Genomic DNA, 20,714 nt, shown 5'->3' with positions numbered 1-20,714 from the left:
GCCCACCGGCGCCTGCCGGTACATCCATTTGCCCGCCCCCATTGCTGCTTGCCCCGAGGCTACACATGACCCGCGAAGAATTCCTGCGCCTGGCCGCTGCCGGCTACAACCGTATTCCCCTGGCCTGCGAAACCCTGGCCGACTTCGACACGCCGCTGTCGATCTACCTGAAGCTGGCCGACCAGCCCAACTCCTACCTGCTCGAGTCCGTGCAGGGCGGCGAAAAATGGGGCCGCTATTCGATGATCGGCCTGCCGTCGCGCACCGTGCTGCGTGTGCACGGCTACCACGTCAGCATCCTGCAGGATGGCGTCGAGGTGGAAAGCCACGACGTCGAGGATCCGCTGGCCTTCGTCGAGACGTTCAAGGACCGCTACAAGGTCGCCGACATTCCCGGCTTGCCGCGTTTCAACGGCGGCCTGGTGGGCTATTTCGGCTATGACTGCGTGCGTTACGTGGAAAAACGCCTGGGCGCCAGCCCCAATCCGGATCCGCTTGGGGTGCCGGATATCCTGCTGATGGTCTCCGATGCCGTGGTGGTGTTCGACAACCTGGCGGGCAAGATGCACGCCATCGTGCTGGTCGACCCGGCCGAGGCGCAGGCCTTCGAGCAAGGCCAGGCTCGCCTGCAGGGGCTTCTGGACACCCTGCGCCAGCCGATCACTCCGCGTCGTGGCCTGGACCTGAGCGGGCCGATGGCCGCCGAGCCGGCATTCCGCTCCAGCTACACACAAGCCGACTACGAAAACGCCGTGGGCCGCATCAAGGAATACATCCTGGCCGGTGACTGCATGCAGGTGGTGCCGTCCCAGCGCATGTCCATCGACTTCAAGGCCGCGCCCATCGACCTGTACCGGGCGCTGCGCTGCTTCAACCCGACGCCGTACATGTACTTCTTCAATTTCGGCGACTTCCATGTGGTCGGCAGTTCGCCGGAAGTGCTGGTGCGGGTCGAGGACAACCTGGTCACCGTGCGCCCGATCGCCGGTACCCGCCCACGCGGGACCACCGAAGAAGCCGACCGGGCGCTGGAAGACGACCTGCTGTCGGACGACAAGGAAATCGCCGAGCACCTGATGCTCATCGACCTGGGCCGCAATGACGTGGGCCGGGTGTCGGCCACCGGCAGCGTGCGCCTGACCGAGAAAATGGTGATCGAGCGGTACTCGAACGTCATGCATATCGTGTCCAACGTCACCGGCCAACTGCGTGACGGGCTGACGGCCATGGACGCGCTGCGGGCGATCCTGCCGGCCGGCACCCTCTCCGGTGCGCCGAAGATCCGTGCCATGGAGATCATCGACGAGCTGGAGCCGGTCAAGCGCGGCGTCTACGGTGGCGCGGTGGGCTACTTTGCCTGGAACGGCAACATGGACACCGCCATCGCCATCCGCACCGCGGTGATCAAGGACGGCGAACTGCATGTGCAGGCCGGTGGCGGCATCGTCGCCGACTCGGTGCCGGCGCTGGAGTGGGAAGAAACCATCAACAAGCGCCGGGCGATGTTCCGCGCGGTGGCGCTGGCCGAGCAGACCTCCGTCAAGTAGATCGATTGGGGCTGCTTTGCAGCCCATTCGCGGCTAAAGCCGCTCCCACAGATTGGCGTAGTACCTGTAGGAGCGGCTTTAGCCGCGAATGGGCCGCAGAGCGGCCCCAAAGAGCTAGAAGTCGACGCTGACCCCCAGGCTCACCCCTTGCTGGGTCAACTCATCACTCTTGCGCCAGTTATAGTTCCCCCGCAGGTTCACCCCCGGCACCAGTTCATGGCTCAGCCCCAGGCTGGCGCGGGTCAGGTTGCTGTGCGGCGTATACCCGGTCAGGGTGAAGTCGTTCGCCGGCAGGCTGGTCAGGTGCAGGCGCAGGTCCTGCTGATCGTCCTCGAACTCGTGCTCGCGGGCCACCTCGGCAAACAGCCTGGTCGTCGGCAAGAGCTGCACGCTCCCTAGCAGGCCGGCCCCCAGCCGGCGCGATGTGCGCTCCTGATCGTCGAAGCCGAGCGCCGTGGAGCGGCCGCTTTTCTCGTCATACCCATCGACCTTGACCCGCGCATAGTCGGCGCTGATGAACGGTGCCAGTTGCCAGCGGCTGCTCTCGGCCGCCAGGTTGTAGCCCACCCGGCCGGTGACGGCCCAGGCTTCGCCATTGGAATCGCCTTTCTCGCTGCGGTCATTCACCCCCAAGGCGAAGGTGCGTTTGAGGTCGCGATAGTCCAGGTGCCCGGCGGTCAGCGCCGCGTCGGCCCACCAGCGATCCTGGCGGAACTGGGCGAAGGCACTGGCAAGGTAGCTGTCGAGCTTGTAGTCGGAATCCTCCTGGCCGGCCTCGAGCTTTTGCCGGTACACGCCCGCTGCCAGCCCCACGCGCCAGGCGTCATCCAGCCGATAGCTGCCGCCGAGGGTCAGGTTGTAGCCGCGCCCGTCGCCACTGGCGGCGCTGCGCTGGCTGCCGAAATCCAGGTCCTGGCCGCCGGTGGCGACGAACGCCTGCCATTGACCGACCGCCTGCCAGGGCGTCTGCCACTGGTTGCGCAGTTCATCCTGGTGGGCGCGGATACTGGCGTGGGCGATTTCCGGCAGCAGGGTCAGTTCCCAGGGCGCGGCGAGGATCGAATAGGCGTAGTCGGCAATCAGTTGCTGACCGGCGATGGTCGGGTGCACCGAGTCGTTGAACAGCAGCCGGGTCGGGTCCGGCGTCGTGCCGTTCGCCCCGTAGACCGGGTTGCCCACGCAGCCGTCGCCGCTGTAGCAGGTGCCGACCAGGTTCTGGTCGGCGGCCAGGCCGAACTGGGCGGGGCTGGCCAGGGCCTCGCGTAGCAGTACTGGGACATTGAGCGGGATGATCTCGGCGTCGATCTGCCCGAGCCGGTTGACCAGCGACTGGTTGAACACGCCGGACAGTTGCGACAGCGGCCCTTGCTGGGGCGTGCCGCTGAAGTTCGGTGTCTGCCCCAGGTCCGGCAGCAGCCAGACCATGATGTAGCGCGCGCCGCCCTGTTGCAGCGCCTGCGCACTGGCCGCCAGGCGGGCACCGGCGGCGGCCGCGTCGGCGGGGCTGTTGACCAGGCCCTGGAGGAAGTCGTTGCCGCCACCGGTCAGGTAGTACAGGGCATTGGGATCGGCCCGCAGGCCGTTGGCCAGGTAACCGTCACGCTCGCGCAGAACCGTGCCGGCGCCGGGTCGACCGGGTGGGATGACGGCTTGCGAGGTGTCGGTGATCGAGTCGAGGATCTGCTGCGTGGTGTAGCCGCCCACGGCCCAATTGTTGCCGTCCGGGGTGCCTTGCAGCTGGTTGGTCAGCGACGTCGAGGGCCCCAGGCTTGTGCCGGAAAAGCCCAGCCTGCCACCCAGGATCATCGGCGACACCGGCGCGTAGTTGCCATTGGCATCGCGGTTGGTGAAGCGCATGCCTGGCGTGCCGCCGGTCAGGTCGGGGAACTGCCCGGCGTCGCTGAGGCTGTCACCGAAGACGATGAGTGATGCGTAGGGGGAGGGCGCGGCCATGATGGCCTGGCTGCAGGCGAGGGCGAGCATGCCGAGGGTGACGTGCAGGAATGGGGTCTTGCGCATGCATGAATATCCTTTTCGTTGTTTTTATTAAGGCAAGCCGCATGAACATAGCAAATCGCCGGTCTTTGCCCAGCATGGCAATGTTTTTCCAGTGTTTAGGGGCATATTGCACCCGCCGCCCCGGTAGGTTACTGTCCCGGAACGTATGAACGAGACCTACCCTGTGTTGATCGTCAGCAAACTCTTGATGCGCGTTATCAAGGCCGTCGCCCGTTGGCGTTGGCGCGCCTGACTTTTTCTCCTGCCGGTTCGCCCGGCCCGTCCCCGTTTGCCTTCCCCACTTGTTCCGTCAACCGCCCCGTGCGGGATCGGCCGCATACATGAGCGGCAGCGGAAGGCTCGAATCAAAAGTCAGTATTCAAGAGGTTCGTTGCAGATGTTACTGATGATCGACAACTACGACTCCTTCACCTACAACGTCGTGCAGTACCTTGGCGAGCTGGGTGCCGAGGTCAAGGTCATTCGCAATGACGAAATGACCATCGCCCAGATCGAAGCCCTGAACCCCGAGCGCATCGTCGTCTCCCCGGGCCCGTGCACGCCGAGCGAAGCCGGGGTCTCCATCGAGGCCATCCTGCACTTCGCCGGCAAGCTGCCGATCCTGGGCGTCTGCCTGGGCCACCAGTCCATCGGCCAGGCCTTCGGCGGCGACGTGGTACGCGCCCGCCAGGTGATGCACGGCAAGACCAGCCCGGTGCTGCACCGTGACCTGGGCGTGTTCGCCGGCCTGAACAACCCGCTCACCGTGACCCGCTACCACTCGCTGGTGGTCAAGCGCGAAACCCTGCCCGACTGCCTGGAGGTGACCGCCTGGACCGCCCACGCAGACGGCTCCGTCGACGAAATCATGGGCCTGCGTCATAAAACCCTGAACGTCGAAGGGGTACAGTTCCATCCCGAATCCATCCTCACCGAGCAGGGCCACGAGCTGTTCGCCAATTTCCTCAAGCAGACCGGCGGACGCCGTTAAGGACCGATCATGGATATCAAGACCGCTTTGAGCCGTATCGTCGGCCACCTGGATTTGTCCACCGAGGAAATGCGCGACGTCATGCGCCAGATCATGACCGGCCAGTGCAGCGAGGCGCAGATCGGCGCCTTCCTCATGGGCATGCGCATGAAGAGCGAAAGCATCGACGAGATCGTCGGCGCGGTGTCGGTGATGCGTGAGCTGGCCGACAAGGTCGAGCTGAAGACCCTCGACGGCGTGGTCGACATCGTCGGCACCGGCGGTGATGGCGCCAACATCTTCAACGTGTCGACTGCTTCGGCCTTTGTGCTGGCTGCAGCTGGTTGCACCGTGGCCAAGCATGGCAACCGTGCGGTTTCCGGCAAGAGCGGCAGCGCCGATCTGCTGGAAGCCGCCGGTATCTACCTGAACCTGACCCCGGTCCAGGTCGCCCGCTGCATCGATAGCCTCGGCATCGGTTTCATGTTCGCCCAGACCCATCACAGTGCCATGAAGCACGCCGCCGGCCCGCGTCGCGACCTGGGCCTGCGCACCCTGTTCAACATGCTCGGCCCGCTTACGAATCCGGCCGGTGTGAAACACCAGGTGGTCGGGGTCTTCACCCAGGCCCTGTGCCGCCCGTTGGCCGAGGTGCTACAGCGCCTGGGCAGCAAGCATGTGCTGGTGGTGCACTCGAAGGACGGTCTGGACGAGTTCAGCCTGGCCGCGCCGACCTTCGTCGCCGAACTGAAGAATGACCAGATCACCGAGTACTGGGTCGAGCCGGAAGACCTCGGCATGAAGAGCCAGAGCCTGCATGGCCTGGCGGTCGAGGGGCCGCAGGCATCGCTGGAGCTGATCCGTGACGCCCTGGGCCGGCGCAAGACCGAGAACGGCCAGAAGGCCGCCGAGATGATCGTGCTCAACGCTGGCGCGGCGCTGTATGCCGCCGACCACGCGATGACCCTGGCCCAGGGTGTCGAGCTGGCCCACGATGTGCTGCACACCGGGCTGGCCTGGGAGAAACTGCAGGAGCTGGGCGCCTTTACTGCGGTATTCAAGGTGGAGAACGAAGCATGAGCGTACCGACGGTGCTGGAAAGGATCATCGCCCGCAAATTCCAGGAAGTGGCCGAGCGCAGCGCGCGGGTCAGCCTGGCTGAACTCGAGCGCCTGGCCAAGGCGGCCGATGCGCCCCGTGGCTTTGCCAGGGCATTGATCGAGCAGGCTGCGCGCAAGCAGCCTGCGGTGATCGCCGAAATCAAGAAGGCCTCGCCAAGCAAGGGCGTGATCCGCGAAAACTTCGTACCGGCGGAGATTGCCGTCAGCTACGAGAAAGGCGGGGCGACCTGCCTGTCGGTGCTGACCGACGTGGACTACTTCCAGGGTGCCGACGTCTACCTGCAGCAGGCGCGCGCCGCCGTTTCGCTGCCGGTGATCCGCAAGGACTTCATGGTCGATCCGTACCAGATCGTCGAAGCCCGTGCGCTGGGCGCCGACTGCGTGCTGCTGATCGTCTCGGCGCTGGACGACGTGAAGATGGCCGAGCTGGCCGCCACCGCCAAGGACGTCGGCCTCGACGTGTTGGTCGAAGTGCATGACGGTGATGAGCTGGAACGTGCGTTGAAGACCCTCGACACCCCGTTGGTCGGGGTCAACAACCGCAACCTGCATACCTTCGAAGTCAGCCTGGAGACTACCCTCGACCTGCTGCCACGCATCCCCCGCGATCGCCTGGCCATCACCGAGAGCGGCATCCTCAACCGTGCCGATGTCGAGCTGATGGAAATCAACGAGGTGTATTCGTTCCTGGTCGGCGAGGCGTTCATGCGCGCCGAGCAGCCAGGGTTGGAGCTGCAGCGGCTGTTCTTCCCCGAACAGGTGAAGAAGACTGTTCAGCAACTGGACTGATTTAAACGAAGCCGGCGTTACGCCGGCTTTTTTGTAGGCCTGCCCCGGCCCTTTCGCGGGTAAACCCGCTCCCACAGGACTTCTGTCGCTCTCAAGGAGTGTGCAGCACCTGTGGGAGCGGGTTTACCCGCGAAGAGGCCATAGAATCCAACATCAATGGTGGATCAATGACCGATCAACCCCTTGCCCTCACCGTCGAACAAGGCCTGCACGCCGAACAGGACCTGCTGGCCGCCGTCTGCCGCGGCGAGCGCGAATCCGGCGTGCTGTTCTGGCGCCCGACCGACCATGCCCTGGTCATGCCCCGGCGCATGAGCCGCCTGGACAACTTCGAGGCCGCCTGCGCCGAGCTGGCCATCGCCGGCTGGCCGGTGCTGCTGCGCGAAACCGGTGGCGAGCCCGTGCCGCAATCCCATGCGACGGTCAACGTGGCACTGGTCTATGTGGCACCGCGCAGCGAGGGTGACCACGGCCGCATTGAGAATGCCTACGAGCGTCTGTGCCTGCCGCTGTGCGATGTCCTGCGCGAATGGGGCGGTGTCGCTTCGGTGGGGGAGATCGACGGCGCCTTCTGCGATGGCCGCTACAACGTCAACCTCAATGGCCGCAAGCTGGTCGGCACGGCCCAGCGCTGGCGCCAGGGGATGGGGGGCAAGCGCCCGGTGGTGTTGGTGCATGGCGCGCTGTTGCTGGACAACGAGCGCGAATCGATGGTCGCGGCGGTCAACCGCTTCAATGAGTGCTGCGAGCTGGACCAGCGCTGCCGCGCCGACAGCCATATCGCCCTGCACGAGGTGGCGCCTACCGCCCCTTGGTTCGAGCGCTTGAGCCAGGCCTATGAGCAAGTGTTGGCGGAGCTGCCACAGGATTAACGGGTGCCGTAGACCACCATGGTCTTGCCCTTGACCTGCACCAGGCTGCGCTCCTCGAGGTCCTTGAGGACGCGGCCGACCATCTCCCGTGAACAACCGACGATACGACCGATCTCCTGGCGGGTGATCTTGATCTGCATGCCGTCGGGGTGGGTCATGGCGTCGGGTTGCTTGCACAGGTCGAGCAGGCAGCGGGCGACCCGTCCGGTGACATCGAAAAACGCCAGATCGCCGACCTTGCGGGTGGTGTTGCGCAGGCGCTGGGCCATCTGGCTGCCCAGGGCATAGAGGATTTCCGGCTCCAGGCGTACCAGCTCACGGAATTTGTCGTAGCCGATCTCGGCCACTTCGCACTCGGTCTTGGCACGCACCCAGGCGCTGCGTTGATGTTCCTGGCCTGCCGGCTCGAACAGCCCCAGCTCACCGAAGAAATCGCCACTGTTGAGGTAGGCGATGATCATCTCGTGGCCGTCGTCGTCCTCGATCAGGATGGTCACCGAGCCCTTGATGATGAACGACAAGGTCTCGGCCCGGTCGCCGGCACAGATGATGTTGCTTTTGGCGGCATAGCGACGGCGTTGGCAGTGGGCCAGCAGCTTGTCGATGTTCTTGATCTTGGGTGGCAGGGCTGAGGAGACCATCACGAAATCCTGTTCGATGCGACGCATTGGCTTTTTATAGGGGCTGCCTGGCAGCATGCGCCAGTCATTTGGCGCCAGCTTATCAGACACTTCAACTTGAATCGGCACAAAAGCGACGCGGCTTGAGCTTTTCCGACAGCCTCGCAAGGTCTAAGCTGACACCCTTTTACGAGATCGGGAGTCCGGATAGATGAAGGCACGCATCCAGTGGGCCGGTGAAGCGATGTTCCTCGGCGAGTCGGGGAGCGGCCATGTCGTGGTCATGGACGGTCCGCCTGAAGCCGGGGGCCGCAACCTGGGCGTGCGCCCGATGGAGATGCTCCTGCTTGGCCTCGGTGGCTGCAGCAGCTTCGACGTGGTCAGCATTCTCAAGAAGTCGCGCCAGGCCGTGGAAAGCTGCGAGGCCTTCCTGGAAGCCGAACGCGCCAATGAGGACCCCAAGGTGTTCACCAAGATCCACCTCAACTTCGTGGTCAAGGGCCGTGGCTTGAAGGAGGCGCAGGTCAAGCGTGCGGTCGAGCTGTCGGCGGAGAAGTACTGCTCGGCGTCGATCATGCTGGATCGCGCTGGCGTCGAGATCACGCACGGTTACGAAATTGTCGAACTTGGTTGATGTGCAGGAGCGCCTGCTCTTCAGGCGCTCTGTCTGCGCAACCGCTCGATACCCAGCAGCAGTGCGAGCCCTGGGATGAGGGCAAGCAACAACCAATGCGTGTTCATGCCCAGCAGCATGACAAGCTCCAGGCCGCTCCAGGTACTGCCGTAGCTTTCGGCAAAGTTCAGGCATTGCAATTGCGCGACCATGATCGCCAGCAGCACATAAGTGTGGATGAGCGTTCGACGATTGCGGATAAAACAGCCGAACAGCAGAAACAGCAATAGCCCGGGTACGGCGAAGAGCAGCAGTTCCAACGCACTGTTGCTGTCGGGCTCGACGAGATCTGGCAGTTCCAGGCTGAATCCGGTTTGCCTGAGACCGGCGGTCATCAGGCAAACAAAGAGATAGGCAACCAGTATCAGCCCAAGGCCTTGCAGCAGGCGGGCGGTGAGCATGCGAACGCTCAACGCCGCAATGCCGGCAGCAGTTGCAAAAGGCTGGCAGGTATTTTTGCCCGCAGGTGCGCACTCAATGTTTCACGTCGCTTCTGATAGAGCACGCCCAGGCCGATGACCGCGAGGCCGATCAGGGTCAGCACTACCGGGAACAGCAGGGAGTCGGCGAAGACCTCGTAGGAAAGGTAACCCAGGTAAGCCGCCACACCCATTGCGCCGAACACCATGAACACCGGTCTGCGCAACAGCACGGCCAGGCTCATCAACCCCAGGTTGATCAGGCAGTACAGGAACTTGCCCCATTCACTCCCGCTGTCCAATAGCGTCAGCCCGCCCCAGAATGCCGCCAGCCCGGCCAGGTAGCCCCAGAAGGCATAGTCCCGCGCTGTGCGCCCGTCCACCACGAGAAATACCAGCAGCATGCCAAGGCCAAACCACAGCGACACGGTGCGGCGTTGCTCCCAGTCGAAGACATCGCCATGCAACCATTCGGTGAGGTCCATCGACATGAACCACAAAGCCACGGCAATCGGCATGACGATGAAGGGGAAGGGCACCAGGCGCAGCATCAGCAGGCCGGCCAGCACGGTTGCCGCTTCCATAGCCAGCCAACCACCCTGCACATAGGTGTAGAACTGGTGGTAATCGCCCTGGGCATCCTCCAGTGGCCACCAGCCGACCAACCGCTCAACGGCGAACACCGCCAGTGGAACGATACTGACTGCCACCGCTGCCAGTACTCCCGCAGCAACAGGTTGGCCACGGCGTTGCAGTGACAGGGCAAACAAGGTGATCGCGGCAATATAGAGCAGGGCGATCGTCAGTAGCGCTGAGTCGCCGATGCGCATCCAGGCTTCCGTGAGCAGCCAGCCCATGGCGCCCATGATCAGCAGGGCTCCGAAGTAGAACGCAACGTGAGCCAGCTGGAAGCTGCCGGAGGCCTGCGGTTGCTGGCGCAGGAAGTCCACCAGTGCACGGTCCTGGCCGGGCTGCAGTACCCCGGCGCTCACGGCGCGTGCCAGGTCCCTGGCGTCGAAGCGTTCCATGGCGAGTGCCTCAGATCCGGTAGGTGCTCTTGGTCATGACCTTGGCCAGCAGGCTCATGCCAAAGCGCACGGGGGCCGGAAAACGGTACCCGCCGGCTTCCAGCGCGGACTCGGCGTGGTGTTCCTCGTCGACACGCATCTGTTCGAGGATGGCGCGGGACTTGCCGTCGTGCTCGGGGATCTGCTCCAGGTGTTCGTCCAGGTGCTTGCACACCTGATGCTCGGTGGCGGCGACGAAGCCCAGGCTGACCTTGTCGCTGACCAGACCGGCGAGGGCGCCGATGCCGAACGACAGGCCGTAGAACACCGGGTTGAGCACGCTGGGGTGGCTGTTGAGCTGGCGAATGCGCTGCTCGCACCAGGCCAGGTGGTCGATTTCTTCTTCCGCCGCATGCTCCATGGCCTTGCGCACCTGGGGCAGCTTGGCGGTCAGGGCCTGGCCCTGGTACAGCGCCTGGGCGCAGACTTCGCCGGTGTGGTTGATGCGCATCAGGCCGGCGATATGGCGGGTCTGCTGCTCGTCGAGTTCGGCGTCCGGCTGGATGATTGCCGGGGATGGGCGGGCGGGTTGGCCGCTGAAGGGCAGCAAGGTGCGCATGGCGGTATCGGCCTGCAGCAACAAGCGGTCGAGCGGCGAGTAGTGACGTTCGGTAGCCATCGGGCACCTCCGCTGAAGTGATGCCCGACAGTCTACCTCAATACCCCTGGGCAGGCTTGCCTTGGATCAGCCCGGCGGCCAGTGCATCTGGCGCTGGCCAAGCACGTGCATGTGGATGTGGTAGACGGTCTGGCCGCCCTGCTCGTTGCAGTTCATCACCACGCGGAAGCCCTCTTCGCAGCCGAGTTCCCGGGCCAGGCGCTGGGCGGTGAACAGGATGTGGCCGGCCAGGCCTTTGTCCTCTTCGGTCAGGTCGTTGAGGGTGCGGATGTGTTTCTTCGGGATGACCAGGAAATGGACCGGGGCCTGGGGGGCGATATCGTGGAAGGCCAGGACCTGGTCGTCTTCGTAGATGATCTTCGCCGGGATCTCCCGGTTGATGATTCTGAGGAATAAATCGTCCACAGCACGTGCTCCATGGTGAGTGTCGGGGCTGAGTGTACTGAGCCCGCCGCCGCTCGCCCAGTGGCTATTCCATGCCGATCGGGCAATAGCGGCGATGGATCATCCCGGCCAGCTTGCGTGTCAGCCAGCGCGGCAGCAGGCGCGGGGCGAAGGCCAGCCAGCGGTTGCGCCGGCCGGGCAGGATCAGCGCGCGGTTGCGGTCCAGGGCACGGACGGTGTACAGGGCGATTTCCTCGGGGCTCAGGCAGCGGCTGTTGCCGTCGAGCCGGGGGATGCGGCGCCTGGCCGAGCGCACCGGCCCCGGGCACAGCACCGAGACCTTGATCCCGGTCCGTCGCAGTTCCTCGCGCAGGGCCTCGGAGAAACTCAGCACATAGGCCTTGCTCGCCGCGTAGGCAGCCATCCACGGGCCTGGTGCGACGCCGGCCAGCCCCGCGACGTTGAGGATCTGCCCACCGCCCTGGATCGCCATCAGGTTGCCAATGGCGTGGCACAGGCGGCTCAGGGCGAGGATATTGACCTCGAGCAGGTCCTGTTCATCGGCCCACTCATGGGCCAGGAACGGCCCATAGGTACGCTGCCCCGCGCAATTCACCAGCAGGTCGATGCGCCGCTCGCCTTCCTCCAGCTCGAGGACGAAGCCAGACAGGCGTAGAGGCTGGCTGAGGTCGCAGGCACGGAACAGCACTTCCACGCCAAAGCGTTGGGTGAGCTCGATGGCCACCGGCTCCAGCGTCTCGCGCTGGCGCGCCACCAGGATCAGGTTGCGCCCGCGCCGTGCCAGGGCTTCCGCCAGGGCCAGGCCCAGGCCGCTGGAAGCTCCGGTGATCATGGCGTAACGGGTCATGCAAGGCTCCTGGGGCGAAAGGGGCGCCTAGTTTACAGCGTGGCCGAATTGCTACAAGGCGTTGCCGTGCAGCTGCTGGCTACGCTCCAGGGCTGTCCGGTATTCGTTGTGCAAGCGCCCGATCAGTTCGCCGGCCGTGGGCAGGTCATGGATCTCACCGACCCCCTGGCCGGCCGACCAGACGGTCTTCCAGGCCTTGGCCTCTTCATCCAGGGGTTTGAGCTTGCCGGCTTCATGGCCACTCTTCAGTGCCGCCAGGTCGTAGCCGGCCTGCTCCAGGCTCTGGCGCAGGAAACTGGCGGGGATGCCGGACACCGCCGGGGTATGCACGATATCGGCGGCCCCGGCACCCAGGATCATCTGCTTGTAGGCGTCCTGGGCCTGGCTCTCGCGGGTGGCGATGAAGCGGGTGCCCATGTAGCCGAGGTCGGCCCCCAGCAATTGCGCAGCCAGCAGTTCATGGCCATGGTTCAGGCAACCGGCCAGCAGCAGGGTCTTGTCGAAGAACTGGCGGATCTCCGCGACCAGGGCGAACGGGCTCCAGGTCCCGGCATGCCCGCCGGCGCCGGCGGCCACGGCGATCAGCCCGTCGACGCCGGCCTCGGCGGCCTTCTCGGCGTGGCGACGGGTGGTCACGTCATGGAACACCAGGCCACCATAGCTGTGCACCGCGTCGACCACCTCCTTCACCGCGCCGAGGCTGGTGATGACGATGGGCACGCGATGTTCGACGCACAGTGCCAGGTCGGCCTGCAGGCGCGGATTGGTCGGGTGCACGATCAGGTTGACCGCATAGGGCGCGGGCGCCTGCAGCTCGGCCAGTCCGGCCTCGATCTCCTCCAGCCAGGCCTTGAACCCTGCGCTGTCACGCTGGTTCAGGGCCGGGAAGCTGCCCACCACGCCATTGGCGCAGCAGGCGAGCACCAGCCGGGGATTGGAGATCAGGAACATCGGCGCCGCCACCAGGGGCAGGCGCAGGCGTTGTTCGAGCGAGGCGGGCAGGGACATGGCGAAACTCCTGTAGGCGGGTGGATATCGTCAGAACGGTTTGACCACCACGAGAATTACGACGCCCAGCAGCATCAGCACCGGTGCCTCGTTGAACCAGCGGTAGTACACATGGCTGCGGGTGTTGGTGCCGGCGGCGAAGCGTTTGCGCTGGGCGCCGCACATGTGATGGTAGACGGTGAGCAGGGCCACCAGGGTGAGCTTGGCGTGCAGCCAGCCCTGGCTCAGCCAACCGGGGTTCAGGTACAGCATCCAGCCGCCGAATACATAGGTGGCGATCATCGCCGGGTTCATGATGCCCCGGTACAGCTTGCGCTCCATGGTGGTGAAGCGCTCGAGGCTGATGCTGTCCTGGCTCTGGGCGTGATAGACGAACAGGCGTGGCAGGTAGAACAGGCCGGCGAACCAGCAGACCACGCTGACGATATGCAGCGCCTTGATCCATAGATAGAGCATGGGGAGTTCCTTCAGGTTTTCACGGTCGTCAGATAGTAGAGGCCAAGGGCCCGAAGGGTCATCCCAAGAGTTGTTACAGGCGCCCTTGGCCCCTATTATCGTGCGCTTTCCAGTGGTCTCGTTGATAAGGGGCAAGCGTCATGATCAAGGTCGGTATCGTCGGCGGCACGGGTTACACCGGTGTCGAACTGCTGCGTCTGTTGGCGCAGCACCCTCAGGCCGAAGTGGCGGTCATCACTTCGCGCTCCGAAGCGGGCGTGGCGGTTGCCGACATGTACCCGAACCTGCGCGGCCATTACGATGGCCTGGCGTTCAGCGTGCCGGACAGCAAGACCCTGGCGGCCTGCGACGTGGTGTTCTTCGCCACGCCCCACGGCGTCGCCCACGCCCTGGCGGGCGAACTGCTGGCGGCCGGCACCAAGGTCATCGACCTGTCCGCCGACTTCCGCCTGCAGGACGCCGCCGAATGGGGCAAGTGGTACGGCCAGCCCCATGGTGCGCCTGAGCTGCTCAAGGACGCCGTCTACGGCTTGCCCGAGGTGAACCGCGAGAAGATCCGCCAGGCGCGCCTGATTGCCGTGCCGGGTTGCTACCCGACCGCCACCCAGCTGGGCTTGCTGCCACTGCTGGAAGCCGGCCTGGCCGACCCGTCGCGACTGATCGCCGACTGCAAGTCGGGCGTCAGCGGTGCCGGCCGCGGCGCTGCGGTAGGTTCGCTGTTCTGCGAGGCCGGTGAAAGCATGAAGGCCTACGCGGTCAAGGGCCACCGTCACCTGCCGGAGATCAGCCAGGGCCTGCGCCAGGCGGCGGGCAAGGACATCGGCCTGACTTTCGTGCCGCACCTGACCCCGATGATCCGTGGCATCCATGCCACCCTGTACGCGACGGTCGCCGATACCTCGGTCGACCTGCAGGCGTTGTTCGAGAAACGCTACGCCAACGAACCGTTCGTCGACGTCATGCCGGCCGGCAGCCACCCGGAAACCCGCAGCGTGCGCGGTGCCAACGTCTGCCGCATCGCCGTGCACCGGCCTCAGGGCGGTGACCTGGTGGTGGTGCTGTCGGTGATCGACAACCTGGTCAAGGGCGCGTCGGGCCAGGCGGTGCAGAACCTCAACATCCTGTTCGGTCTCGACGAGCGCATGGGCCTGTCCCACGCCGGGCTGCTGCCGTAAGCCGGCCGTCGTTGCCAAGGCCCGCCTCGTGCGGGCCTTTTTCATGGGGGCGACTAAAGCCGCACAATTCTTGACCGATTTTCTCGGACAAGCGGATAATACCCGCCATCGAGTTTTATGGCGGCACTGCGCCGGGAGAATCAACATGAGCGTCGAAACCTTCACCCCCACGGCTTTGGAGTTCACTCCCGGGGCTGCGCACAAGGTGAAAACCCTGGTCAGCGAAGAGGGTAACGAGCGGCTGAAGCTGCGTGTGTTCGTGACCGGCGGCGGCTGCTCGGGCTTCCAGTATGGTTTCACCTTTGATGAAGACGTGGCCGACGACGACACCATCGTCGAGCGCGAAGGTGTTGCGCTGGTCGTCGACCCGATGAGCTACCAGTACCTGGCGGGCGCCGAAGTCGACTACCAGGAAGGCCTGGAAGGTTCGCGCTTCGTGATCAAGAACCCGAACGCCACCACTACCTGCGGTTGCGGTTCGTCGTTCTCGATCTGATCCGCGCCCCGCTGTGAAAACGCCGCGCAATTGCGCGGCGTTTTGCATTCTGGGGGGTCAGGCGGGGTAGATCGCGCCGAGGATGCGCAGGCCGCGGGCGGCGGTCACGCTGGGGCGGTTGGCCGGGATGCCCTCCAGGCAGCAATGGGCCAGCCAGGCGAAGGCCATGGCCTCGACCCAGTCGGGGTCCACGCCATGTGCCGCGGTGCTGGCGACCTTGGCGCTCGGCAGCAGGGCCGCCAGGCGCGCCATCAATGCGCCGTTGCGCGCACCTCCACCACAGACCAGCAAGGCCTCGGTGCCGTCCTGGGCCTGGCGCAGCGAGTCGATGATGCTGCTCGCCGTCAGTTCCAGCAGGGTGGCCTGGACATCTTCGTCACGGTAGGCCGGCAGGCGCGCCAGGTGTGCATCCAGCCAGGGCAGGTTGAAGACCTCGCGGCCGGTGCTCTTCGGGCCGTTGCCGGCGAAGAACGGGTCGCTCAGCAAAGCGTTCAGCAGGTCCTGGCGGACGCTGCCGCTGGCCGCCCAGGCGCCATTGGCATCGAAGGCCTGGCCCCGCTTGCGTTCGATCCATGCGTCCAGCAGCACGTTACCCGGGCCGCAGTCGAAGCCGTGTACCGGTTGGTCGCGCTCGATCAGGCTCAGGTTGCTGAAGCCCCCGACGTTGAGGATTGCCAGGCGCTGGCCGAGGTGACCGAACAACGATTCGTGGAATGCCGGTACCAAGGGCGCACCCTGGCCGCCAGCTGCCACGTCGCGGCGGCGAAAATCGCCTACTACGCAAATACCGGTGAGCTCGGCCAGCAGGGCCGGGTTGCCGATCTGCACGGTAAAGCCACGGGCCGGCTCATGGCGAACCGTCTGGCCGTGGCTGCCGATGGCGCGGATGGCGTCGGGCGCCAGGCCCTGGGCGGCCAGCAGATGATTGATGCCCTGTGCTGCCAGGGTGGCCCAGCGGTTTTCCGCCAGGGCCGCGCGGGCGATCTCGTCGGGGCCGCTGGCGCAGAGGCCGAGCAGGTCCTGGCGCAGGTCGACGGGCATGGGGATGTAATGGGTGGCGAGCAGCCGCAGCTGCTCGTCTTGCTCGATCAGGGCGATGTCCAGGCCATCAAGGCTGGTGCCGGACATCACCCCCAGGTAGAGCGCCATGTCAGCGCTTGTTGGCGGCGAGCAGGGTGGCCTTTTCCTGATCCATGCGGGCGATCAGGGGCTGGCTCTGCTGGTTGAAGCGCTGGCGCTCGGCCTTGGCGATCGGGTCGGCCATCGGCACCTTCTGGCTCAGCGGGTCGACGTGGACACCGTTGACCTGGAACTCGTAGTGCAGGTGCGGGCCGGTCGACAAGCCGGTGGTGCCAATGTAGCCGATGATCTGACCCTGCTTGACGCTGGAGCCGGTCTTGATGCCCTTGGCGAAGCCCTGCATGTGGCCGTAGAGGGTCTTGTACGAATTGCCATGGGCGATGATCACGGTGTTGCCGTAGCCGCCGCGGCGGCCGGCCAGTTCGATGCGACCGTCGCCGGCGGCCTTGATCGGTGTGCCGCGTGGCGCGGCGTAGTCGACGCCCTTGTGCGCACGGATCTTGTTGAGGATCGGGTGCTTGCGCCCGGCGGAGAAGCGCGAGCTGATGCGGGCGAAGTCCACCGGGGTGCGGATGAACGCCTTGCGCAGGCTGTTGCCGTCGGCGGTGTAGTAGTTGGTGTTGCCCTGCTTGTTGGTGTAGCGCACGGCGGTGTAGGTCTTGCCGCGGTTGGTGAAGCGGGCGGAGAGGATGTTGCCGGTGCCGACCACCTTGCCGTCCATCATCTTCTGCTCGTAGACCACGTCGAATTCGTCGCCAGGGCGGATGTCCTGGGCGAAGTCGATGTCGTAGCCGAGGATCCGCGCCATGTCCATGGTCATGCTGTGGGACAGGCCGGCGCGCTGGGCGGAGGCGGACAGCGAGCTCTTGATCACGCCATGGGCGTAGGCGGTACGGACCACCGGCTTGCTGACCTCGCGTTCGAAGGCGAAGCCCTTGTCGGTCCTGTTCAGGCGGATGGTCTCGAGGTTGCTGACCTTGCTGTGCAGGCTGGTCAGCTGGCCGTCCTTGTCCAGTTCGAACTGCAGCACCTGGCCGTGCTTGAGCTGGCTGAACTGCTTGGCCTGCTTGTTGCTCGCCAGGACGTCATGGACGGCGTTGGCCGGCAGGCCGACCTTGTTGAACAGGGTGGAAAGCGTATCGCCGCGGCTGACCACTACTTCACGGTGGCCTGGGGCCTTCTCTTCCGGCTTGGCGGCGGGGGCCGGTGTCGGCTCCGCCTTGGCGGTCTCGGGCTCGGCGCCGTCGATCTGGGCGAATGGCGAGTCGCTGCCCTGTCCTGCCTCTACCAGGGGGGCGCTGCGGGACTCGTCCTTGAGCTGTTCTGCCGGGCTTTCGAGCTCCAGGCTGAGGGTGGTTTTCTTGGCTTCCACTTCGCTGGAAGGGAAGACCAGCAAGGCCAGGCTGAGGAGGGCGGCAATGCCGCTTGCGGCCAACAGATGGCTTTTCGGATAAAGCGGGGGCGCTTTAGGCGTTTCGTTGGTCATAGATAAGGTGACTTTGAAAAGGTGAAATGGAAAAGATGAATGACATGATGAAGATGAAATAACTGTATAAAATATAACCAAATCCATTCTCACGCAAGGGCGCGTAGACGTTGCGGTGCGCCGTTTGGGTCACAATCCTTTGCGAAACTTGTATTTGATGGCCGATCTTGTATGGTTGGCTCCCCTTGAATCCTAGCGTTGCGGGTCTGTCTATGAAGTCGGTTGAAGAGCAGCTGGCGCTTATCAAGCGCGGTGCGGAAGAGGTACTGGTCGAATCGGAACTGGTGGAGAAGCTCAAGCGCGGCCAGCCGCTGCGCATCAAGGCGGGCTTCGACCCAACCGCGCCCGACCTGCATCTGGGGCACACGGTGCTGATCAACAAGCTGCGCCAGTTCCAGGAGCTGGGGCATCAGGTCATCTTCCTGATCGGCGACTTCACCGGCATGATCGGCGACCCGAGCGGCAAGAGCGCCACCCGCCCACCGCTGACCCGCGAGCAGGTGCTGGATAACGCCGAGACCTACAAGCAGCAAGTGTTCAAGATCCTCGACCCGGCGAAGACCGAGGTGGCGTTCAACTCCACCTGGATGGACAAGCTCACGCCTGCCGACTTCATTCGCCTGGCCTCGCAGTACACCGTGGCGCGCATGCTCGAGCGCGACGACTTCGACAAGCGCTACACCACCAACCAGCCGATCGCGATCCATGAGTTCCTCTATCCGCTGGTGCAGGGTTACGACTCCGTCGCCTTGAAGGCCGATGTCGAGCTGGGCGGCACCGACCAGAAGTTCAACCTGCTGATGGGGCGCGAGTTGCAGCGCGCCTACGGTCAGGAGGCGCAGAACATCGTCACCATGCCGCTGCTCGAAGGGCTGGATGGCGTGAAGAAGATGTCCAAGTCGTTGGGCAATTATGTCGGTATCCAGGAAGCGCCTGGGGTGATGTACAGCAAGCTTGTGTCGATTCCCGACACCTTGATGTGGCGTTACTTCGAGCTGCTGAGCTTCCGTTCGATGGAAGAGATCGATCAGTTCCGGGCGGATGTCGAGAACGGCGCCAACCCGCGCGACATCAAGATCAAGCTGGCCGAGGAGATCGTGGCTCGCTTCCATGGTGAAGAGGCTGCGGCCAATGCGCACCGTGCCGCGGGCAACCGCATGAAGGAAGGCGAGTTGCCGGAGGATCTGCCGGAGATCGAAGTGGCCGCTGCTGAAGATCTGCCGATCGCTGCTGTGTTGAACCGGGCTGGCCTGGTGAAGAACTCGGCGCAGGCGCGGGATCTGCTCGGCGCTGGTGCGGTCAAGGTGGATGGTGCGGTGGTCGACCGTGACTTCATGTTCGTGATTGGTGCGACCCATGTGTGCCAGGCGGGCAAGAAGGCGTTTGCCCGGGTCAGCCTCAAGGCGGAGTGAGCGCCTGGTGGTGTAGCTATATAGAAGCGGGGAGGCCGGTAGGTCTCCCCGCTTTTGTTTTTGGGGGTTGCTTATATAGGTGTCGGGGCTGGAGGGTGCCTGTCTTGGGGTTGTGTTGTTTGGGCGAGGGGTTGGGTTTCGAGGTGTTCGCCTTGGGATTGTGTTGTGTTTCAGAGGTGTTCGCCGAAGATTCTCTGGCGCCTATGAGATCGAGCGCCGCCCGCGCGGCGCATCGCGGCACAAGGCCGCTCCTACATCTGTTTCGGGCCAATTGTTCCTGGGAGTGAGGCGGCGCCTGCCTTGGTGCATGCCTCAAGTCGTGCGGAGCGGCAGTGGTGCCCACGCCGAAACCGCGTCGTGCCAACAAGGCTGGCAACCATGGCCTGACAGGTTCGGCACGTTGCAACAAATGTAGGAGCGGCCTTGTGCCGCGATGCGCCGCGCGGGCGGCGCTCGGTCTGATAGGCGCTGCAAGGCTCTCGGTGAACACCTAGAGGCCCTGACGCGGTCCTTTTCATATTCCTGAAATAAAAGGTTGACGCCCTCTCAGATCCCCTTATAATGCGCCCCACTTCCGACGTAGTCGAAACGAAAAATCTCTTGTTAATCAAAAGGTTGAATGTTTCAGGTAGTATCGGAGGTGCTTCGATCACTTGATCGGCAGCGGTGAAAAAGGCAGTTGACAGCAAGTTGTAACGCTGTATGATTCGCCTCCCGCTACGAGAGATCGCAGCGAGTCAAGTGTTTGAAGTGAAACGAAAAACTTCAAAATAAACGCTTGACACGAAATGAGGAAAGCGTAGAATGCGCGCCTCGGTTGAGACGAAAAGCTCTTAACCAAACGCTCTTTAACAAATTGAATCAAGCAATTCGTGTGGGTGCTTGTGAGTATGGACTGATAGTCGCCAAGATTATCAGCATCACAAGTGGCCATGCGAGAAATCACATAGTCATTTGAGATTGCTGAGCCAAGTTTAGGGTTTCTTAAAAACCCAAGCAGTATTGAACTGAAGAGTTTGATCATGGCTCAGATTGAACGCTGGCGGCAGGCCTAACACATGCAAGTCGAGCGGATGAGAGGAGCTTGCTCCTTGATTCAGCGGCGGACGGGTGAGTAATGCCTAGGAATCTGCCTGGTAGTGGGGGACAACGTTTCGAAAGGAACGCTAATACCGCATACGTCCTACGGGAGAAAGCAGGGGACCTTCGGGCCTTGCGCTATCAGATGAGCCTAGGTCGGATTAGCTAGTAGGTGAGGTAATGGCTCACCTAGGCGACGATCCGTAACTGGTCTGAGAGGATGATCAGTCACACTGGAACTGAGACACGGTCCAGACTCCTACGGGAGGCAGCAGTGGGGAATATTGGACAATGGGCGAAAGCCTGATCCAGCCATGCCGCGTGTGTGAAGAAGGTCTTCGGATTGTAAAGCACTTTAAGTTGGGAGGAAGGGTTGTACGTTAATACCGTGCAATTTTGACGTTACCGACAGAATAAGCACCGGCTAACTCTGTGCCAGCAGCCGCGGTAATACAGAGGGTGCAAGCGTTAATCGGAATTACTGGGCGTAAAGCGCGCGTAGGTGGTTTGTTAAGTTGGATGTGAAAGCCCCGGGCTCAACCTGGGAACTGCATCCAAAACTGGCAAGCTAGAG

General features: G+C 63.8%; 20 protein-coding genes and 1 rRNA gene (1 of these 21 running past the window's edge). 10 read left to right on the top strand and 11 right to left on the bottom strand.

All coding sequences use genetic code 11. The features are described from left to right. The first annotated feature begins 65 nt into the window (after positions 1–65). A complete protein-coding gene (gene trpE, locus AC0MAZ_RS01365; protein ID WP_232855086.1) occupies positions 66–1,547 on the top strand; it encodes an anthranilate synthase component I in 1,482 nt (493 codons plus the stop codon). 114 nt (positions 1,548–1,661) lie between these two features. On the opposite strand, the gene estP is transcribed toward trpE, so the two are convergent. Further along, a complete protein-coding gene (estP, locus tag AC0MAZ_RS01360; protein WP_475859887.1) occupies positions 1,662–3,566 on the bottom strand; it encodes an esterase EstP in 1,905 nt (634 codons plus the stop codon). Between the two features lie 376 nt (positions 3,567–3,942). Here estP and AC0MAZ_RS01355 point away from each other — a divergent pair, with 376 nt between their 5' ends. From AC0MAZ_RS01355 to AC0MAZ_RS01340, 4 genes are all read left to right on the top strand, one after another. After that, complete coding sequence (locus AC0MAZ_RS01355) at positions 3,943–4,536, top strand: aminodeoxychorismate/anthranilate synthase component II (RefSeq protein WP_110734621.1); 594 nt, start codon at positions 3,943–3,945, stop codon at positions 4,534–4,536. A 9-nt stretch (positions 4,537–4,545) separates the two neighbouring features. Next, a complete protein-coding gene (gene trpD / locus AC0MAZ_RS01350; protein WP_186731674.1) occupies positions 4,546–5,595 on the top strand; it encodes an anthranilate phosphoribosyltransferase in 1,050 nt (349 codons plus the stop codon). Next, the gene (trpC, locus tag AC0MAZ_RS01345; RefSeq protein WP_234561381.1) at positions 5,592–6,425 is read left to right on the top strand and encodes an indole-3-glycerol phosphate synthase TrpC; all 834 of its coding nucleotides are present in this window, start codon (positions 5,592–5,594) and stop codon (positions 6,423–6,425) included. Before trpD ends, trpC begins: the two co-directional genes overlap by 4 nt. Before the next feature lie 167 nt (positions 6,426–6,592). Further along, positions 6,593–7,297, top strand: a complete 705-nt coding sequence (locus AC0MAZ_RS01340) for a lipoate--protein ligase family protein (protein WP_232855090.1) — start codon at positions 6,593–6,595, stop codon at positions 7,295–7,297. On the opposite strand, the gene crp is transcribed toward AC0MAZ_RS01340, so the two are convergent. Further along, on the bottom strand, positions 7,294–7,938 hold the full coding sequence (crp, locus tag AC0MAZ_RS01335) for a cAMP-activated global transcriptional regulator CRP (protein WP_050703538.1): 645 nt from the start codon (positions 7,936–7,938) through the stop codon (positions 7,294–7,296). The two genes, AC0MAZ_RS01340 and crp, sit on opposite strands and share 4 nt — an antisense overlap. A gap of 190 nt (positions 7,939–8,128) precedes the next feature. Between crp and AC0MAZ_RS01330 the strand changes: the two genes are divergently transcribed. Beyond that, complete coding sequence (locus AC0MAZ_RS01330; RefSeq protein ID WP_110734630.1) at positions 8,129–8,551, top strand: OsmC family protein; 423 nt, start codon at positions 8,129–8,131, stop codon at positions 8,549–8,551. A gap of 20 nt (positions 8,552–8,571) precedes the next feature. On the opposite strand, the gene AC0MAZ_RS01325 is transcribed toward AC0MAZ_RS01330, so the two are convergent. From AC0MAZ_RS01325 to hemJ, 7 genes are all read right to left on the bottom strand, one after another. Continuing rightward, a complete protein-coding gene (locus AC0MAZ_RS01325; RefSeq protein WP_475859884.1) occupies positions 8,572–8,991 on the bottom strand; it encodes a hypothetical protein in 420 nt (139 codons plus the stop codon). Between the two features lie 8 nt (positions 8,992–8,999). Then, a complete protein-coding gene (locus tag AC0MAZ_RS01320) occupies positions 9,000–10,037 on the bottom strand; it encodes a DUF2157 domain-containing protein (protein WP_475859883.1) in 1,038 nt (345 codons plus the stop codon). Positions 10,038–10,047: 10 nt separating this feature from the next. Beyond that, a complete protein-coding gene (gene coq7, locus AC0MAZ_RS01315) occupies positions 10,048–10,695 on the bottom strand; it encodes a 2-polyprenyl-3-methyl-6-methoxy-1,4-benzoquinone monooxygenase (RefSeq protein WP_198742874.1) in 648 nt (215 codons plus the stop codon). 66 nt (positions 10,696–10,761) lie between these two features. After that, positions 10,762–11,100: a histidine triad nucleotide-binding protein gene (locus AC0MAZ_RS01310; RefSeq protein ID WP_110734636.1), complete on the bottom strand. Its 339-nt coding sequence runs from the start codon at positions 11,098–11,100 to the stop codon at positions 10,762–10,764. Between the two features lie 64 nt (positions 11,101–11,164). Beyond that, positions 11,165–11,947, bottom strand: a complete 783-nt coding sequence (locus AC0MAZ_RS01305; RefSeq protein WP_110734638.1) for an SDR family NAD(P)-dependent oxidoreductase — start codon at positions 11,945–11,947, stop codon at positions 11,165–11,167. A 51-nt stretch (positions 11,948–11,998) separates the two neighbouring features. Then, the gene (locus AC0MAZ_RS01300) at positions 11,999–12,955 is read right to left on the bottom strand and encodes an NAD(P)H-dependent flavin oxidoreductase (protein WP_475859880.1); all 957 of its coding nucleotides are present in this window, start codon (positions 12,953–12,955) and stop codon (positions 11,999–12,001) included. Between the two features lie 30 nt (positions 12,956–12,985). Further along, on the bottom strand, positions 12,986–13,411 hold the full coding sequence (gene hemJ, locus AC0MAZ_RS01295; protein ID WP_050703542.1) for a protoporphyrinogen oxidase HemJ: 426 nt from the start codon (positions 13,409–13,411) through the stop codon (positions 12,986–12,988). Positions 13,412–13,551: 140 nt separating this feature from the next. On the opposite strand from hemJ, the gene argC reads away from it, so the two are divergent. Then, positions 13,552–14,586 carry an N-acetyl-gamma-glutamyl-phosphate reductase gene (argC, locus tag AC0MAZ_RS01290; RefSeq protein WP_186731668.1) on the top strand — a complete coding sequence of 345 codons (1,035 nt, stop codon included), beginning with the start codon at positions 13,552–13,554 and terminating at the stop codon, positions 14,584–14,586. A gap of 145 nt (positions 14,587–14,731) precedes the next feature. After that, positions 14,732–15,082 (top strand): iron-sulfur cluster insertion protein ErpA, encoded by a 351-nt coding sequence (gene erpA, locus AC0MAZ_RS01285; protein ID WP_050703544.1) that lies wholly within the window; start codon positions 14,732–14,734, stop codon positions 15,080–15,082. A gap of 57 nt (positions 15,083–15,139) precedes the next feature. On the opposite strand, the gene AC0MAZ_RS01280 is transcribed toward erpA, so the two are convergent. Together AC0MAZ_RS01280 and AC0MAZ_RS01275 are read right to left on the bottom strand one after the other, a co-directional pair. Then, positions 15,140–16,231: an anhydro-N-acetylmuramic acid kinase gene (locus tag AC0MAZ_RS01280; RefSeq protein WP_203649980.1), complete on the bottom strand. Its 1,092-nt coding sequence runs from the start codon at positions 16,229–16,231 to the stop codon at positions 15,140–15,142. Between the two features lies 1 nt (position 16,232). Next, positions 16,233–17,648, bottom strand: a complete 1,416-nt coding sequence (locus tag AC0MAZ_RS01275; RefSeq protein ID WP_232855095.1) for a peptidoglycan DD-metalloendopeptidase family protein — start codon at positions 17,646–17,648, stop codon at positions 16,233–16,235. Positions 17,649–17,860: 212 nt separating this feature from the next. Here AC0MAZ_RS01275 and tyrS point away from each other — a divergent pair, with 212 nt between their 5' ends. Together tyrS and AC0MAZ_RS01265 are read left to right on the top strand one after the other, a co-directional pair. Next, the gene (gene tyrS / locus AC0MAZ_RS01270) at positions 17,861–19,060 is read left to right on the top strand and encodes a tyrosine--tRNA ligase (protein ID WP_050703547.1); all 1,200 of its coding nucleotides are present in this window, start codon (positions 17,861–17,863) and stop codon (positions 19,058–19,060) included. A 1,004-nt stretch (positions 19,061–20,064) separates the two neighbouring features. Beyond that, positions 20,065–20,714 (top strand): 16S ribosomal RNA (locus AC0MAZ_RS01265); it runs 887 nt beyond the window's last position.

It is taken from the genome of Pseudomonas sp. A (genome assembly GCF_056270345.1).
Note: the sequence above shows the minus strand (reverse complement) of the source record. Positions and strands in the feature narration are given on the sequence as shown.